Annotated in this window: 15 protein-coding genes; 5 read left to right on the forward strand and 10 right to left on the reverse strand. The window is 75.4% G+C overall.

Annotated features, from left to right (window positions below; translation table 11 throughout):
• Positions 1-377 precede the first annotated feature (377 nt).
• The 3 genes from BMZ50_RS14710 to BMZ50_RS14720 are packed head-to-tail and all read left to right on the forward strand — an operon-like array spanning position 378 to position 4944.
• The gene (locus BMZ50_RS14710; protein ID WP_091325895.1) at positions 378-1889 is read left to right on the forward strand and encodes a hypothetical protein; all 1512 of its coding nucleotides are present in this window, start codon (positions 378-380) and stop codon (positions 1887-1889) included.
• Positions 1886-3415 (forward strand): SCO6880 family protein, encoded by a 1530-nt coding sequence (locus tag BMZ50_RS14715; protein WP_091325897.1) that lies wholly within the window; start codon positions 1886-1888, stop codon positions 3413-3415. The genes BMZ50_RS14710 and BMZ50_RS14715 overlap by 4 nt, the downstream gene beginning before the upstream one ends.
• The gene (locus tag BMZ50_RS14720) at positions 3412-4944 is read left to right on the forward strand and encodes a hypothetical protein (protein ID WP_218146258.1); all 1533 of its coding nucleotides are present in this window, start codon (positions 3412-3414) and stop codon (positions 4942-4944) included. Before BMZ50_RS14715 ends, BMZ50_RS14720 begins: the two co-directional genes overlap by 4 nt.
• Before the next feature lie 35 nt (positions 4945-4979).
• Here BMZ50_RS14720 and lepB read toward each other — a convergent pair whose 3' ends face one another.
• From lepB to glgA, 9 genes are all read right to left on the reverse strand, one after another.
• Positions 4980-5687 carry a signal peptidase I gene (gene lepB, locus BMZ50_RS25080; protein WP_177212797.1) on the reverse strand — a complete coding sequence of 236 codons (708 nt, stop codon included), beginning with the start codon at positions 5685-5687 and terminating at the stop codon, positions 4980-4982.
• Positions 5684-6358: a hypothetical protein gene (locus BMZ50_RS24240; RefSeq protein WP_177212798.1), complete on the reverse strand. Its 675-nt coding sequence runs from the start codon at positions 6356-6358 to the stop codon at positions 5684-5686. The genes lepB and BMZ50_RS24240 overlap by 4 nt, the downstream gene beginning before the upstream one ends.
• Positions 6359-6506: 148 nt before the next feature.
• The gene (locus tag BMZ50_RS14730) at positions 6507-7874 is read right to left on the reverse strand and encodes a sensor histidine kinase (protein WP_091325899.1); all 1368 of its coding nucleotides are present in this window, start codon (positions 7872-7874) and stop codon (positions 6507-6509) included.
• Positions 7864-8550, reverse strand: a complete 687-nt coding sequence (locus BMZ50_RS14735) for a response regulator transcription factor (protein ID WP_091325900.1) — start codon at positions 8548-8550, stop codon at positions 7864-7866. The genes BMZ50_RS14730 and BMZ50_RS14735 overlap by 11 nt, the downstream gene beginning before the upstream one ends.
• Before the next feature lie 184 nt (positions 8551-8734).
• Complete coding sequence (locus tag BMZ50_RS14740; protein WP_091325902.1) at positions 8735-9148, reverse strand: response regulator; 414 nt, start codon at positions 9146-9148, stop codon at positions 8735-8737.
• Between the two features lie 204 nt (positions 9149-9352).
• Positions 9353-10162 (reverse strand): ABC transporter ATP-binding protein, encoded by an 810-nt coding sequence (locus BMZ50_RS14745; protein WP_091325963.1) that lies wholly within the window; start codon positions 10160-10162, stop codon positions 9353-9355.
• On the reverse strand, positions 10159-11247 hold the full coding sequence (locus BMZ50_RS14750; protein WP_091325904.1) for a FecCD family ABC transporter permease: 1089 nt from the start codon (positions 11245-11247) through the stop codon (positions 10159-10161). The genes BMZ50_RS14745 and BMZ50_RS14750 overlap by 4 nt, the downstream gene beginning before the upstream one ends.
• A 12-nt stretch (positions 11248-11259) precedes the next feature.
• A complete protein-coding gene (locus BMZ50_RS14755) occupies positions 11260-12204 on the reverse strand; it encodes an ABC transporter substrate-binding protein (protein ID WP_245753657.1) in 945 nt (314 codons plus the stop codon).
• A gap of 225 nt (positions 12205-12429) precedes the next feature.
• Positions 12430-13602, reverse strand: a complete 1173-nt coding sequence (glgA, locus tag BMZ50_RS14760; protein ID WP_091325909.1) for a glycogen synthase — start codon at positions 13600-13602, stop codon at positions 12430-12432.
• Positions 13603-13674: 72 nt separating this feature from the next.
• Between glgA and glgC the strand changes: the two genes are divergently transcribed.
• The gene (gene glgC / locus BMZ50_RS14765) at positions 13675-14895 is read left to right on the forward strand and encodes a glucose-1-phosphate adenylyltransferase (protein ID WP_091325912.1); all 1221 of its coding nucleotides are present in this window, start codon (positions 13675-13677) and stop codon (positions 14893-14895) included.
• Positions 14896-14907: 12 nt separating this feature from the next.
• Here glgC and BMZ50_RS14770 read toward each other — a convergent pair whose 3' ends face one another.
• A complete protein-coding gene (locus tag BMZ50_RS14770; RefSeq protein ID WP_091325915.1) occupies positions 14908-15558 on the reverse strand; it encodes an O-methyltransferase in 651 nt (216 codons plus the stop codon).
• A gap of 347 nt (positions 15559-15905) precedes the next feature.
• Here BMZ50_RS14770 and BMZ50_RS14775 point away from each other — a divergent pair.
• A partial coding sequence (locus BMZ50_RS14775) for a sigma-70 family RNA polymerase sigma factor (RefSeq protein WP_245753658.1) occupies positions 15906-16218 on the forward strand: 313 nt, incomplete at its 3' end.

Genomic DNA, 16218 nt, shown 5'->3' on the forward strand with positions numbered 1-16218 from the left:
GAGATGCGGGGGAGGTCGACGTGACCACCCCGGTGCCTGCGGAGCCCACCCCCACGCCCACCTCCGAGGTGACACCGACCCCGGCACCGACTCCGGAAGCGACGGCAACAGTGACGGCGACGCCCGAACCGCCCCCGCCGCCGACCTCGGACCCGCCGCGGACCTCGGACCCGCCGCCGACCTCGGACCCGCCGCCACCGCCGGTGTCGGAACCGCCGCCACCGCCGGTGTCGGAACCGCCGCCGCCGACCTCGGACCCGCCGCCCCCGCCGTCGCCGACCTCGGAACCGCCGCCACCGCCGGTGTCGGAACCGCCGCCACCCGCGTCGGACCCGCCGCCACCGCCGTCGCCGACCTCGGAGCCGCCGCCACCGCCGGTGTCGGAACCGCCGCCACCCGCGTCGGACCCGCCGCCACCGCCACCCACCTCGGAGGTCCTCCCGCAGGACGGGGTCCCGGAACTCACCCCCGAGGAGACCGCGCAGATCCTGCAGGACGACCGGATCGCCGCCGCGGCCCTCCCCGGCGGCTCCGGCCCCGACGACCCCGGCCCCGACGACCCCGGCGGCTCGGGCGGCCCCGACGACCAAGGCGGCCCCGACCTCGGCGGCCCCGACCTCGACGGCCCGATCACGGGCTCGGTCGACATCAGCGATCCCGACGTCCCGGACCTGGCCGAGGCGTTCCTCGACCCGGCGATCCCGGCTGCGGGCACCGGCGTGCTCGACAACAGTGAAGGAGGCAACCCCTTGGGCGATCTGGCGCGGGAGATCGTCGAGGCCGCCGGCGACGCACTGGCCGCCGTGGCGCGACTGTGGGCCGATCCGCCGTCCCCCGGGATCGGCACGGTCGGCCCCGACGGCGTCGCGACGCCGTCCGAGGCGGTGGGGCTGCTGACCGGCTCGCTGGCCTGGTACACCGGCGCGATGGCCGTGGTGGCCGTGCTGATCGCCGCGGGCCGCATGGTGTGGCAGCAGCGCAGCCAGCCCCTCGCGGACCTGCTGCGCGGCCTGGGCACGCTGGTGCTGGTCTCCGGCGCCGGCCTCACCGGCGTGATGCTGCTGGTCAGTGCGGCGGACGCGTTCTCGGTCTGGATCCTCGAGCGGGCCACCGGTGATGTCGAGGGCGGCCTGACCGAGCTGCTCGCCCTGCAGCAGAGCGACGACATGTCCGTCGTCCTGACGATCCTGCTGGGCGCGACGGTCCTGGTGGGCGCCGTCCTGCAGGTGGTCCTGCTGGTAGCCCGCGGGGTGGTGCTCGTCGTCCTGGCCGGGGTGCTGCCGCTGACGGCGTCGGCGACGAACACCGACACGGGCCGGGCGGTCTTCGTCCGCACCCTCACCTGGCTCGTGGCCTTCGCGCTGTACCAGCCGGCCGCCGCGCTGGTCTACGCCACCGCCTTCCTCCTCGCGCCGGCACCCGCCGACGCGCCCCTGGTGGCGGCGCTGAGCGGGGTCACGTTCCTGGGCCTGGCCATCGCCGCACTGCCGGTCCTGCTGCGGGTGCTGCGGCCCGCCGTGCGGACCGCCGCCTCCGCCGGCCGGATGCGCGTGGTCACCGGCGGCCTGCCGACCGGTGCCCGCGCCGTGGTGCCCGTGACGGTCGCCCCCGGTGGCGCGACCTCCGGCTCCGGTGGCGCCTCGCCGATCCGCGTCCCGTCGGCACGGGCTGCCGGCTCCCGGCCGGCGGCGGTGGTGTTCGTTCGCAACACCGCCCAGCCGGGCGCCGTCCTCCCGGGGATCGACCCCGACACCCTGCTCGAGGCCGGGACGGTCCCGGTGACCGGTCCCGTCCAGGACGGCCGCCGGCTGCGCGTCGCCGCTCCCCGGCCGGCCGCCGACGACCGCGCCCTCCCCACCCCGCGCACCGACGGAGAGGACCTCTCGTGAGCGTCGCGCCCCCCACCGCCACCCCCCGGACCTACGGGAACTGGCGCCGGCACGCCAGCGCGGGCCTCGGCAGCCTCGGCACGCTCGGCACCGGCCTGCTGCTGTTCGGCCTGATCGCGGTGATCGCCACGCTCTCCCTGGCCGGCCTGATGTGGGCGCTGCTGCCGGCCGCGCTGCTCACCGCGCTGCTGACGCTGCTCGTCGTGCGCGACCGGCACCACCGCTCGGGGGTCCAGCGGCTCGCCAACCGCCTCGGGTGGTCCCGGGCCCGCCGGGGCGGGAAGCACCTCTACCGTTCCGGCCCGCTGGGTCAGACGCCGTGGGGCACCTTCCAGCTGCCCGGGCTGGCGGCCGGCTCGCGGCTCTCGGAGTGGCGGGACACCTACGGCCGCCGGTTCGCGCTGGTCACCGTCCCCACGACGCGGCACGCCACCGTCGTCCTCGTCAGCGAGCCCGACGGAGCCTCGCTGGTCGACGAGGACCAGGTCGACAACTGGGTGGCCCACTGGGGTGCCTGGCTGGCCTCCCTGGGCAACGAGCCGGGCCTGGTCGCGGCCTCGGTGACCGTGGAGACCGCGCCCGACTCCGGCAGCCTGCTGCGGCGGGAGGTCGACACCCACCTCGACCCGCGTGCCCCGTCGGTGGCGTTGGCGATGCTGCGCGAGGTCGTGGACACCTACCCCGCCGGCTCGGCCACGGTCACCGCGTACGTGTCGCTCACCTTCTCGGCGGCCGGTCGCAGCGGTGGCCGCAAGCGGGAGCTCGAGGACGTCGCCCGCGACCTCGGCACCCGGCTGCCCGGGCTCGCCGCCGGGCTGAACGCCACCGGCGCGGGCGCGGTGCGCCCGGCGACCGCGCAGGAGCTGTGCGAGGTGGTCCGGGTGGCCTACGACCCCTCGGTCGCCCGGGTCTTCGACGAGGCACGCGCGGCCGGGGACGAGCCGCAGCTGACCTGGGCGGACGTCGGCCCGACGGCTGCGCAGGCCGGGTGGGGCTGGTACCGGCACGACGGCGCGGTCTCCGTGACCTGGTCGATGACCGAGGCGCCGCGGGGCGAGGTCTACTCGTCGGTGCTCGCCGACCTGGTGGCGCCGCACCCCGACATCGACCGCAAGCGGGTGACCCTGCTGTACCGGCCGCTCGACGCCGGCCGGGCCGCCCGCATCGTGGAGCAGGACAAGCGCACCGCCGACTTCCGCGCCTCCTCCTCGTCCCGGCCCAGCGCCCGGGTCCTGCAGGAGCAGCGGGCCGCGGCGCTCACCGCCGAGGAGGAGGCCCGCGGCGCCGGGCTGGTCGACTTCGGGCTGCTGGTGACCGCCACCGTGGCCGACGCCGACATGCTCGACGACCCCCGCGCCGCGCTGGACGCGGCCCGCGCCGCCGTCGACAGCCTGTCGGCGACCGCCCGCACCCAGCTGCGCCCGGTCTACGGCTCACAGGACTCCGCCTTCGCCGCGGCGCTGCCGCTGGGCATCGTGCCCTCGGCCCACCTGACCGTCCCCACCGAGTTCCGGGAGGCGCTGTGAAGCACCGGCGGGGGAGCCGCCCGGCGGCGGTCCCGGAGCCCGGCCCCCGCGGCTGGCCGGGCCGCGGCCGCGGCTCGTCGACCTACGTACAGGCACCCGACCAGTGGCGGGCCACCACGGTGCAGGCCTGCGGGCTGTGGCCGTTCGCCGTCGGCACCGGGACGCCGATGACCGGGGTGCCGCTGGGCCGCAACCTGCTGTCGGGCGCCACGCTGTGCTGCGACCCGATCAGCTGGTTCCAGCGGGCCAACCTGATCAGCAACCCGTCGGCGTTCGTGCTCGGCAAGCCCGGCCTGGGCAAGTCCACGGTGGTCCGCCGGATGGCCCTCGGCCTGGCCGGCTACGGCGTCATGCCCCTGGTCCTGGGCGACCTCAAGCCCGACTACGTCGACCTCGTGGAGGCCATCGGCGGGCAGGTGATCCGCCTCGGCCGCGGCCGCGGGTACCTCAACGTCCTGGACCCCGGCGAGGCGGTGGCCGCGGCGGCCCGGCTGACCGGTGACGCCCGCAGCCAGGTCCTGGCCGATGCGCACGGACGGCGGCACGCCATCGTGGCCGCGCTGATCACCGTCATGCGGAGCGCCCCGCCCACCGACCGCGAGGAGACCGTCCTCGACCGGGCGCTGCGCGTCCTCGACGACACTCACGAGGCGGCCCGCCGCGGTGCACCCACGTTGCACGACCTGCTGGCGGTGCTGCGGGCCGCGCCGGAGGACGTCCGCGCCGCCGCGCTCGACCGGGGGGACCGCACCCGCTACGACGACGTCACCGAGGACCTCGAGGCCACGCTCATCGGCCTGACCGGCGGCGGGCGGCTCGGGCGGATCTTCGCCGAGCCGACCACCACCCCGATGCGCCGCGACCGGCCCGTGGTGTTCGACGTGTCCAGCATCGACGACGCCCAGACCGACCTGCAGGCCGCGGTGCTGCTGGCCTGCTGGTCCGCCGGGTTCGGCGCGATCAGCGTCGGGCACGCCCTCGCCGACGCCGGCCTGGAGCCGCGCCGGCACTACTTCGTCGTGCTGGACGAGCTGTGGCGCGCGCTGCGGGCCGGGCGGGGCATGGTCGACCGGGTCGACGCCCTCACCCGGCTCAACCGGCAGCGCGGCGTCGGCATGGCGATGGTCAGCCACACCATGAGCGACCTCCTGGCCCTGCCCAGCGAGGAGGACCGGATGAAGGCCCGCGGGTTCGTGGAGCGCTCCGGGATGGTGATCTGCGGCGGGCTGCCCTCCGCGGAGATGCCGATGCTCACCTCCGCCGTCCCGCTGACCCGGGCCGAGCAGGACCTCCTCGTCGGCTGGCAGGACCCGCCGGCCTGGAATCCCGGCGTCGGTGCGGAGGCCGAGCCCCCGGGCCGGGGCCACTTCCTCGTCAAGGTCGGCGGCCGTCCCGGGATCCCCGTGCACGTCGCCCTCACCGGTGTGGAGCGCGAGCTCAACGACACCAACAAGCTGTGGCACGAGCTGTCCCGCTCCGCCGACGACCTGCCCTCCCCGTCGGCCACGGAGGACCAGATCCGCGGCTGAGCGGGCGAACCCGGTTCTGCGGGGGACGGGCGGGCTCAGCAGCCGGCGGATGGCGAGGGCAGCGGGCCCGGGTGGGGCCACACGCGGCCGGTGACCACGCCAACCATCTCCGAGGTGGGCACGGGGCCGAAGGCGCGGGAGTCCACCGACCCGTCCCGGTTGTCGCTGAGCAGGAACAGCGCGTCCGGGGGCACGGTGACCGGGCCGAACCAGACGCCATCCAGCAGGAGTGGGTCGATCGCCGGCTCGCACACGGGTGAACCGTTGACCACCAGGACGCCGTCCTCGATGCCGACCTGGTCGCCCCCGACCCCGACGGCCCGCTTGACCAGCATCCCGCCGTCCAGCGGGTGCTCCACGGCGACGATGTCGCCGCGGACGACCGGGCCGGAACCGTGGCGGACCAGCAGCAGGTCACCGGAGGTGACGGTCGGCGTCATGCTGTCCGAGTCCACCCGCATCGCCTGCACCGGCAGTAGCCCGGCCAGGGACCCGACGGCGAGGAGCGCCAGGGCCGCCGTCAGCCAGAGGCCCAGCCCGCGCAGCCGCTGCCACGCACGAGGCCGCCACGCACGAGGCCGCCACGCAGGACGGCCGCGGCTCCCGGTGCGGAGGTCAGCGGGAGCCGCGGCGGCTCGGGGGGTGTCGTCGCCGGTCGGGCGCGGCCGCTGACGTGCACCGCCGCGGTCACCGGTGCGGGGGTCAGCGGTGACCGCGGCGGCAGTCGGGGAGGAGCGGTTCACCCGAGGACGCCGGTGAACCAGAGCCCCCAGGTGAGCGCGCCGAGGGCGAACAGCCCGTTGACGATGCGGCCGCGCCAGCCGGCCGGCGCGAGCGCGGTGAGCGCTGTGAGGGCCAGCAGCTCGGCGGTCACCGTCGCGGTGCCGATGCCGTCGGGCCCGTGCCGGCCGGAGGCGGGCTGCTGGCCGTCCATGGCGAGCGGCCCCTCGGAGGAGATCGGCATGCCGGCGGAGAAATCGACACCGGTGACCGGGTCGATCTGCGTCTGACCGTCCCGGACGCCGCCGTGCCCGTGCCCGCCGGAGCCGTGGTCGGCCACTGCGAAGGCGTCGAGCAGGGACGTCATGTGGGCCACCAGATACAGCGCGAGCAGCGACACCGTGCCCAGGAGGGCCATGATGACCAGCTGCGGGCTCGGCCGGGAACCGGTCCAGGTGCCGATCGCCAGCCAGCCCGCCACACCGACCTGGGCCAGGGCGGTGAGGAGGAAGAACCCCACGGCCAGGTCCCCGGCCTCGAGGTGGTCCACCGCCGCGGCCACGTGCAGCACTCCGGCCGCGGCCAGCCCGAGGCCCGCGGCGGACTCCCACAGGCGGGTGACCCGGCGGGCGCGGGACGGCGCCGCGGACGTCATGGGGGCCGGCGGGACCTCGAGGACGTCGCGTCGGTTCACGCTCGGCGTTTCCATTCGAGAAGCTCCTCGCTGGCGCGCGATGGTTGCGGCACAGGAACTCTCCCGAGAACGCCTCGTCCGTTACAGCCGTGCTGTGGGGACCTCAAGATCCCCTGAAGAGGGGAGTCGATGAAGTCACGCTGCGTAGTCACGACCCTTCGTGGCCGGGCGGCACCACGGCAGTGAGGACGGCGCCGCCCCCAAGGCGCGCACTGAGCGTCACCGTTCCCTCCAGGTCGGCCACGCGGTCGTGCACCAGCGACAGCCCCAGGTGGCCTTCCTGCCGGCGGTCGGTGCCGCTCGCCGGGAAACCCACCCCGTCATCGGCGATCTCCAGCCGCACCGCCGGCGCCTCGTGCAGCTCGGTCTCCTCGAGGGTGATCCAGACGTGCGTGGCCTGCGCGTGCTTGGCCACGTTGGCCAGCGCTTCCTTGGCCGTCCGGTACAGCGCTGCTGCGGCGTCGGAGGTCATCTCCGGCAGCGGGGCGGCGTCCAGGATCACCTCGATCCCCTGGGCGCGCAGCGGATCGGCCGCGTCGCTGATCGCGGTGCCCAGACCGGGCCCGCTGAGGTCGGGGGGATAGATGTCGATCATGAGTCGGCGCAGGGACTGGACGGCGTGCCGGACGGTGGACACCAGCCGGTCGACCGTCGGCTGGCGTTCCCCGGGCACGCTGGACCTCAGCGCGCTCAGCGCGTAGCTGACCCCGGCGAGGTCCTGGACCGGTCCGTCGTGGACGTCCGCCGCGATCGCCCGGCGTTCCCGGTCCGACGCCTCGACCGACCGCTGCATGAGCTCGGCCCGTTCGGTCTCCTGGCGCCGGACCCGGCGGGCCAGCGAGGTGGCGATCGGGATCTGCACCACCTGCAGCAGCACGAGCGCCCCGAGCGCGACCGGGATGATCTCCCCACGCAGCAGGGCGGCCTGCCGGTCGATGCTGTCGTAGCTGAAGTAGGCCTCGACCGCCAGCGGCTCGCCCCGCACCGTCAGCGGGGTGTAGACCTCGAGCACCGCCTCGGCCGGGCCGGCGGGCGACGTCTCCGGGTGCTCGTCGATGTCGGCAACGGTCTCGCCGCCGATGGCCGCCCGGAGCTCCGGGGAGGGGTCGAGGACCCGGCCGATCAGGCTCTCGTCGCTGGCGAAGAGGATCCGACCTTCCGCATTCCACACGACGATCTTGGTGACCGACCCGTCGCTCGTCCGGTTCGCGACGTCCCGGCCCAGCTCCTCCCACCGACCGGGGACACCGGCCAGCGCGTCGCTCAGCACGGGGGCCACCACCAGCCTGGTGAGGTTCTGGGCACTGCGCTGGGCCTCGGCGAGCGCGTTGGTGCGCGCGATCCGCTCGCTGGCCCAGACGGTCCCGGCCGACACGGCGAGCAGGATCAGCAGGGCGCTGGCGAAGAAGGCGACGAGCTCACGCCGCGGCCGGTTCCCCGAGCGCGCGCGCCGATGCCGGAGTCGCGAGGAGAGGGTGCTGCGGGACGTGCTGAGCGGATCGAGCTCAGTGCTCATGCAGCGAGCCGAGCAGGCCCAACTGCTGCGCCTTGACGACCGCCTCCAGTTGGGACCGGACACCGAGCTTGGCGTGCAGGGACTTCACGTAGCCCCGGCAGGTCTCGAGCGTGATGCCCAGCACCCGGGCGATCGCCTTGACCTGCATGCCGCGACCCAGACAGTCGAGGACCTCCTGCTCGCGGCGGGTCAGCTGCGGCTGCGGCTCGCGGTCGGGCGACGTCGCGGGAGCGCAGGTGGGCCCGCCGGCGAAGGTCGAGGGGGCGACGAGCATCTGCCCCGGCTGCACCCGGCTGAGCACGTCGATCATCTCGGCGAGCGACCCGTCCTTGGGGATGAACGCCGAGGCGCCGGCCTGGGCCGCACGCACCACCCAGTCGGGGTCGCGGTGGGCGGTCACCACGGCGACGACCGCGTGCGGAGCGACCTCGCGGACGCGCCGGGTGGCGGCCAGGCCGTCCTGCCGCGGCATCTCGATGTCCATCACGATGATGTCGGGCTGCAGGTCCTGGGCCATCGCGACGGCCTGCGCTGCCGAGTGCGCCGTCCCCACCGCGTCCATACCGGCGGAGGCGAGCGCACCGGAGAGCAGCTCGGCGAAGGTGCGGTGGTCGTCGACGACCAGCACGCGCGCCTGGACGCGCTGAGTCGGCCGGTCGAGCTGGGCAAGCGCCATGGGGTCCCCCGTAGGTGATCGCTGCCCGCGGATCCATCGCCGCGAGCGCGCATATATCACCGGACGTCGGGCGATGTGACCAGGGTCTTTTCGCTTAGCGGTGACCTAAGACCTGCCTCGAACGAGGGAGGTGTCGCGAGCCGATACTCTCCGTAACCAGAACGCTGCCGTTCCGTAAGCGGGTTCACACTGCTCCGCGCTGGTGCGCCGAGGCCGCGGCGCTCCACGCCGTCCCCCCGGCCGCGACCGCGCGCACGTGGCCGGGGAGTGCGCCGGGGTCGTCGTCCTTGAGCAGGTAGCCGACCACCCCGATCTCCTCGGCCTCCTTGACGAGGGCGGGGGTGAGGGAGCCGGTGAGGATGACCACCCGGGTCCGCGGCTGGGCCGCGAGCAGCTCGCGTGCGGCCTCCAGCCCCGTGACGCGCGGCATCGCCAGGTCCAGCAGGACGACGTCGGGCTCGGTGCGCTGCGCGGCCTCGAGCACCTGCTCGCCGTCCTCGCACTCGGCGACCACGGTGACGTCGCCGCTCTCGGAGAGCAGGTCCACCAGGGCGTCGCGGACGAACGCGTGGTCGTCGGCGAGCAGCACCTTGATCACGCGTCACCTCCTGCCTCGGTCCGTGTTGCCAGCGGAGCGCACCGTACCGGCGGGCCGTTGTCGGGCTGCGGCGGGACTGCCGCGATGCCGTTCAGTGTGACCCGCCGACACGCTCGGTGACAGCCCTTGCCAACGGCCTGACGGCGGGGGTGGCCGACCCCCAATCGCGGGGGCATCCGAAACGGTCCGGCAACGCTCGGTGGGTCAACCCGGGGCGCGCAGCGGGAGGACCGCCGGCCCGTGCGGGCCGGGCACCACCTGGGCGCGCGCGCCGTAGTGGGCCTGCAGCGCCGGCGCGGTCAGCACCTCGGCCGGCCGCCCCTCGGCCACGACGCGTCCCCGCGACAGCATCGCGAGGCGGTCGGCGTACTGCCCGGCGAGGCTCAGGTCGTGCAGCGTGCTCAGGACGGTGAGCCCGTCCTGGCGACGCAGGAGGTCGACGAGGTCGAGCACCTGCTGGGCGTGCCCGAGGTCCAGGGCCGCGGTCGGCTCGTCGAGCAGCAGCACCCGTGGTTGCTGGGCCAGCGCCCGGGCGAGCACGGCCCGCTGCTGCTCCCCGCCGGACAGCGTCGAGAGCAACCGGTCGGTCAGCCCGGTCAGCTCGAGGCGCTCCATCACCTCGGCCACCACCCGCCGGTCCACCGACCGGGGCGCGGCCAGCAGTGACCGGTGCGGGGTCCGGCCGAGGATGACGTACTCCCCGGTGGTCACCCCGTCGGGCACGACCGGACGCTGCGGGGCGTACGCCAGGTGGCGGGCCCGCTCGCGCCGCGGCATCCCCGTGGTGGGGACGCCGTCGATCCGGACCAGCCCCTCGTGGCGGTGGAAGCCGAGCACCGAGCGCAGCAGCGTGGACTTGCCCGAGCCGTTGGGCCCGATGACCGCCGTCCACCCGCCGGGCTCGACGGTCAGCCGGACCTCCTCGAGGACCGGGGTGCGCCCGTAGGCCGCGCTCAGCCCGACGACCTCCACCCGGGCGCCGCCGGTGGCGGGCGGCGTGCTCCGGCCGGTCACCGCCGCCGCGCCCCGAGCCACAGCAGTCCCGCGAAGAACGGGGCGCCGATGAACGCGGTCACGACCCCGATGGGCAGCTCGGCAGGGGCGAGCACCACCCGGGCGACGAGGTCGGCGAGCACGAGGAAGGCGCCGCCGGTGACCAGCGCGACCGGCAGCACGCGGGCGTAGGAGCCCCCGACGAGGCGGCGGACGATGTGCGGCACCACCAGGCCGACGAAGCCGATCAGCCCGCTGACCGCCACGGCCGACGCGGTGGCCAGCGACGCGGCGAGGAGGACCAGCAGCCGCAGCCGGCCCGGCAGCACCCCCAGCGACCCGGCCTCGTCGTCGCCGACGGCCAGCACGTCCAGCGCCCGCCCGCACACCAGCAGCACGAGGCAGGCCGGGCCCAGGTAGGGGAGCACCAGCACCACGTCGGACCACTGCGCCCGGCCCAGCTGCCCGAGCAGCCAGCCGTACACCTCGCGCAGGTCGTCGGTGTTCTGCTGCTGGACCAGGGTCTGCGCGGCGGCCAGGAACGAGGCCACGGCGACCCCTGCGAGCAGCAGCGTCGCGCTGTGCGAGCCGCCGGCGGCGGTGCCGAGGGCGAGCGCGGCGCCCACCCCGACCAGCGCCCCCACGAAGGCGGCCAGCGGCACCACGCCGACCGGTCCCAGCGACGCCCCCGGCGCGTAGGCGATGACCAGGGTGGCGCCCAGCCCGGCGCCGGCGGCGGCACCCAGCAGGTAGGGGTCGGCCAGCGGGTTGCGGAAGACGCCCTGGTAGGCGGCCCCGGCCACGGCCAGCCCGGCGCCGACGAGCGCGGCCAGCACCACCCGGGGCAGCCGCAGCTGCAGCAGCACCGCCGCCCCGGTGGCGTCCAGCCCCCCGTCCACCTCGACGCCGAGCGGGCCCAGGGCCCGGTCGAGGAGCGTGGCGACGACGGCGCCCGGGGGGAGGGGCAGCGCACCCACCCACACCCCGGCCAGCGCGGCCAGAGTCAGCGCCAGGACGGCGCCGCCGAGCACCAGCACCCCGCGGCGGCCCGCCCGCCCGGGTGCGGCCCCGGCGGGCGCCCGGCCCGAGCGGGTGGTCGCCGTCATCGCCGTCCGGCCTCAGCCCTGCAGCGCCGCGGCCACGGACTCGGCGAAGTCGGCCACCCGCGGACCCCACCGCGAGGCGATGTCGTCGTCGGCCTCCAGCACCCGGCCCTCCTGGACGGCGGGCACCGTGTCGAACGCCGGGCGCTGGGCCACCGTCTCGGCGGTCTGCTGGCAGCACACCGTGTCGGCGAGCACGATCAGCCCGGGCGCCTGCCCGACGACGTACTCGGCGGACAGCTGCGGGTAGCCACCGGCCGCGTCGGCGGCGCCGTCGGCGATGTTCTCCAGCCCGAGCAGCGTGTAGACGCTGCCGACGAAGGTGTCGCTCGTGGTCGAGAAGAAGCTCGGGTCGAGCTCGTGGTAGACGCGCATGCCCTGGGCCTCGGCCGGGACGGAGGCCACCGCGGCGTCGATGCGCTCCTGCATGTCGGTGATCACCTCGGCGGCGCCCTCCGCGTGGCCGGTCGCCTCGCCGAGGGTCTCCAGCTGGGCGTAGCTGTCGTCGAGCGTGTCGGCCGCGCCGAGCAACAGGGTCGGCACCGCCAGCGCGTCGAGGGCGTCCACGATGCCGTTCATGTCGTCGCTGAGGACCACCAGGTCCGGCGAGTAGGCCGCGATGGCCTCGGCGTTCGGCGTGAAGGCCGACAGGTCGGTGGTCGGCGCCTCGGCCGGGTGGTTGGACGTGCTGTCGACGGCCTCGACCTGGTCACCGGCGCCGATCGCGAAGAGCATCTCGGTCGCCGAGGCCGACAGGGACACGATCGCCTCGGGCCGCTGCTCGAGGGTCAGCTCCCCGTCGTCGCCGGTCACGGTGACCGGGAAGGCCCCGCCGTCGGCCGAGGTGGTGGTGGCGGTGGCGGCCCCTCCGGCGGCGGGGGCGTCGCCGGAGCAGGCCGCGAGGGCCAGGACCAGCGGGAGGAGCAGCGTGGCCGGGGTGAGCCGGCGGGTGCGGGACAACGGAATTGCCTCCTGGAGCGGCGGCGCGCGCCGCCCACGGGCGGCCCGCGCCCGATGCGCGACCCTTACCGCGAGGGTCGGAACACGACGCAGGGCAGGCGATCTGGCTCAGGCCGCCGAGGCGGTCATCACAGTTGCGGGACAGCGCCGGGTTCGCACCGGACTTCGCTGCAGCAGCGTCGCCGGCGCCGGGCCGGCGGAGGGGAAGGTACCAGGGGCGCGGGGTCAGCCCCGGGCGGCGAGCACCGCGGAGTAGACCCCGACCGTCTGCTGGGCGATCGCGGGCCAGCCGAACTCGGCGAGCACCCGCTCCCGCCCGGCCGCGCCCATCGCGGCGGCGCGGGCCGGGGCGGCCAGCAGCTCGCTGATCCGGGCGGCGAGCCCGGCCTCGAAGGCGGCGGGGTCGGCCGGGTCGTAGGGCACCAGCAGGCCGGTGACGCCGTCCTCGACGACCTCCGGGATGCCGCCGACGGCGCTGGCGACGACCGCGGTACCGCACGCGGCGGCCTCCAGGTTCACGATGCCCAGCGGCTCGTAGACCGACGGGCAGACGAAGACCGTGGCCTCCGTGATCAGCGGCACCAGCTGCTCGCGGGGGAGCATCGCCTCGATCCAGACCACGCCGTCCCGCCGCTGCTGCAGCGCGGCGACCGCGTCGGCGACCTGCTGCCGCTCGGCCGGGGTGTCGGCAGCGCCCGCGCAGAGCACCAGGCCCGCGTCGGCCGGCAGCTGCTCGGCCGCGGCGAGCAGGTGGGGCAGCCCCTTCTGCCGGGCGATCCGGCCGACGAACAGCGCGTAGGGCCGGTCGGGGTCCACCCCCAGCCCCCGGACGACGTCGGGCGCGTGCACCGGGCGGTAGGCCTCGGCGTCCACGCCGTTGTGGACCACGTGCACGCGGGCCGGGTCCAGCTCGGGGTAGACGGCCAGCACGTCCTCGCGCATCCCGGCGCTCACCGCGATCACCGCGTCGGCCGCGTCGTAGGCGGTGCGCTCCACCCACGAGGAGAGCCGGTAACCGCCGCCGAGCTGCTCGGCCTTCCAGGGGCGGCGCGGCTCGAGGGAGTGCGCGGTCACCACGTGCGGCATGCCGTGCACGAGGGAGGCGAGCAGGCCGGCCGCGTTGGCGTACCAGGTGTGGCTGTGCACGAGGTCGGTGCCGGCCACGGCCGCGGCGATCTCGACGTCGACCCCGAGCGCCTGCAGCGCGCCGTTGGCGCCGGCCAGCCCGGCGGGCACGGCGTGCCCGGACGCGTCGCTGCGCGGATCGCCGAACGCGTGGACGTCGATGTCCGGGCCCGCGGGCAGCTTGCGCAGGGCGTCGACCAGGTGCTCGACGTGCACTCCCGCGCCCCCGTAGACGTCCGGCGGCCACTCGCGGGTCACGATCCCGATGCGCACGGGGACACCCTAGGGGTGCACTTGCGCATCCTGGGGCGGCGCGGGCCACCGTCAGCCGCTACGTTGCGTGACATGGGTGGCGGACCTCGGGTTCTCGGCATCGTCCTGGCCGGCGGCGAGGGCAAACGACTCGCACCCCTGACGGCGGACCGCGCCAAGCCGGCCGTGCCCTTCGGCGGCAACTACCGGCTGGTCGACTTCGTGCTGTCCAACCTGGTGAACGGGGACATCCGGCAGATCGCCGTCCTCACGCAGTACAAGAGCCACAGCCTCGACCGGCACATCACCCAGACCTGGCGGATGTCCAGCCTGCTGGGCAACTACGTCACGCCGGTACCGGCGCAGCAGCGGCTCGGGCCGCGCTGGTACACGGGCAGCGCCGACGCGATCTACCAGAGCCTCAACCTCATCTACGACGAGCGGCCGGACATCGTCGTCGTCTTCGGCGCCGACCACGTCTACCGGATGGACCCGCGGCAGATGATCGACCAGCACCTGCAGACCGGCGCCGGCGTGACCATCGCCGGCCTGCGGGTGCCGCGGCACGAGGCGACCGGGTTCGGCGTCATCGACTCCGACGCCGAGGGGAAGGTGCGCGGCTTCCTGGAGAAGCCCACCGACCCGCCGGGCCTCCCGGACTCGCCGGAGGAGAGCTTCGCCTCCATGGGCAACTACGTGTTCACCACCGACGCCCTGCTGGAGGCGCTGCGCGCCGATGCCCAGGACGAGAGCTCGGCGCACGACATGGGCGGCTCGATCATGCCGATGCTCGCCGGTGCCGGGGAGGCCTGGGTCTACGACTTCTCCACCAACATCGTCCCGGGCAGCACCGAGCGCGACCACGGGTACTGGCGGGACGTCGGGACGATCGACTCCTACTTCGACGCGCACATGGACCTGGTCTCGGTGTCGCCGATCTTCAACCTCTACAACGACCGCTGGCCGATCTACTCGCTGCCGCCCCAGCAGCCGCCGGCGAAGTTCGTCCTCGGCGGTCGCGCCGAGGAGTCGATGGTCAGCGCCGGGGCGATCATCGGCGGCGGCGCGGTGCACAACTCGGTGATCTCCCCCGGGGTGCGCGTGGAGCGCGGGGCGCGGGTCGAGGACAGCGTGCTCATGGACGGCGTGCACGTCGGCGAGGGGGCCTACGTGCGGCGGGCGATCCTCGACAAGAACGTCGTCGTCCCGCCGGGGGCCCGGATCGGCGTCGACCTGGTCGGCGACGCGCAGCGGTACCACGTCAGCCCCGGCGGGGTCACCGTCCTGGGCAAGGGCGCGCGGGCCTTCGTGTAGGTCGGTCGGGCGTCAGCGGCGCTTGGTGGCCACCAGCAGACCGGTGCCGATCGGGAGGACGGCGGAGGTGAGGTCCTCGTGCTCGCGGACGACGCGGGCCACCTCGCGCCAGGTGACCGTCTCCTTGTCCCGGGCCGACCGGTCGGCGATCCGGTTGCCCGCGAGCAGCCCGTGGCAGGCCACCGTGCCGCCGACCCGCACCAGGTCGAGGACGGCGTCCAGCTGGGCGGCGTACTCGGTGGGCGTCCCGGCGCACACCACCATGTCGTAGGCACCCGGGGTGAGCCGGGGGAGCACCTCGGCAGGGGTACCGAAGATCATCCGCGTGCGGCCGGGGGGGAAGCCGGCCTCGGTGAACGCCCGGCGGGCGGCGCGCAGCTGCTCGGGGTCGCCGTCGAGGGCGGTGAGGACGCCGTCGGGCCGCATGCCCTCCAGCAGCCACAGGCCGGCCATGCCGCCGCCGCTGCCGATCGAGACGACCGCGCGCGCTCCGCAGCCGGCGGCCAGCACGGCCAGGGTGGCCCCGACCGCGGGCTCCACCGGGGCGGGGCCGTCCAGGCGCGCGGCGCGGGCCCGGGCGGCCGTCAGGGCGGGCGTCTCCACCGCGAAGCGGTCGGCGTACGCGGCGCCGTCCGTCCCCGGCCGCGGTCCCGCTGTGCTCACTGCTCGACTCCGGGCTCGATCCGCTCCGCGCGCTGCACCTCAGGGCGCCTCCGCGGTCGCTCCGCTCCTCGCTCGCCGGCCCTGGCTGCGATGCTCACTTCCTGCCGGCGCCCGCCTCGCTGCGACGCTCGCTCCCCCGTCGTCCCCGCAGCGCTCATCACCGGCCGAGGGTAGTGGCCGATGCGGGGGGACCGGCCGCGCCCGGCCGAGATGGGAGCTTGCTGTGAACGGGAACACTGCCTCGGCCCTGCCCCGTTGACCCTGGCGTGCGCCCCGAGCGAGCCGCGATCCCCCGACCCACGGCCGAGGGCGGGCAGTCGGCCGTCTCCGTCTGGAATCCTGGAGCCGTGCCCGACGCCCCCGTCCCGCCGCAGGCCCCCGCCGCCCCCGAGCTGACCGCCGCCGGTGGGGAGACCTGGGTGGCCCCGACCTGGGAGCAGGTCGTGCGGGAGCACTCCGCGCGGGTCTACCGGCTGGCCTACCGGCTGTCGGGCAACGCCCAGGACGCCGAGGACCTCACCCAGGAGACGTTCGTCCGGGTGTTCCGCTCGCTGGCCGACTTCTCGCCCGGCACGTTCGAGGGCTGGCTGCACCGGATCACGACCAACCTGTTCCTGGACATGGTCCGGCGCCGGCAGCGGATCCGGTTCGACGCGCTGC

Source organism: Geodermatophilus ruber (genome assembly GCF_900114385.1).
Lineage (GTDB): Bacteria > Actinomycetota > Actinomycetes > Mycobacteriales > Geodermatophilaceae > Geodermatophilus > Geodermatophilus ruber.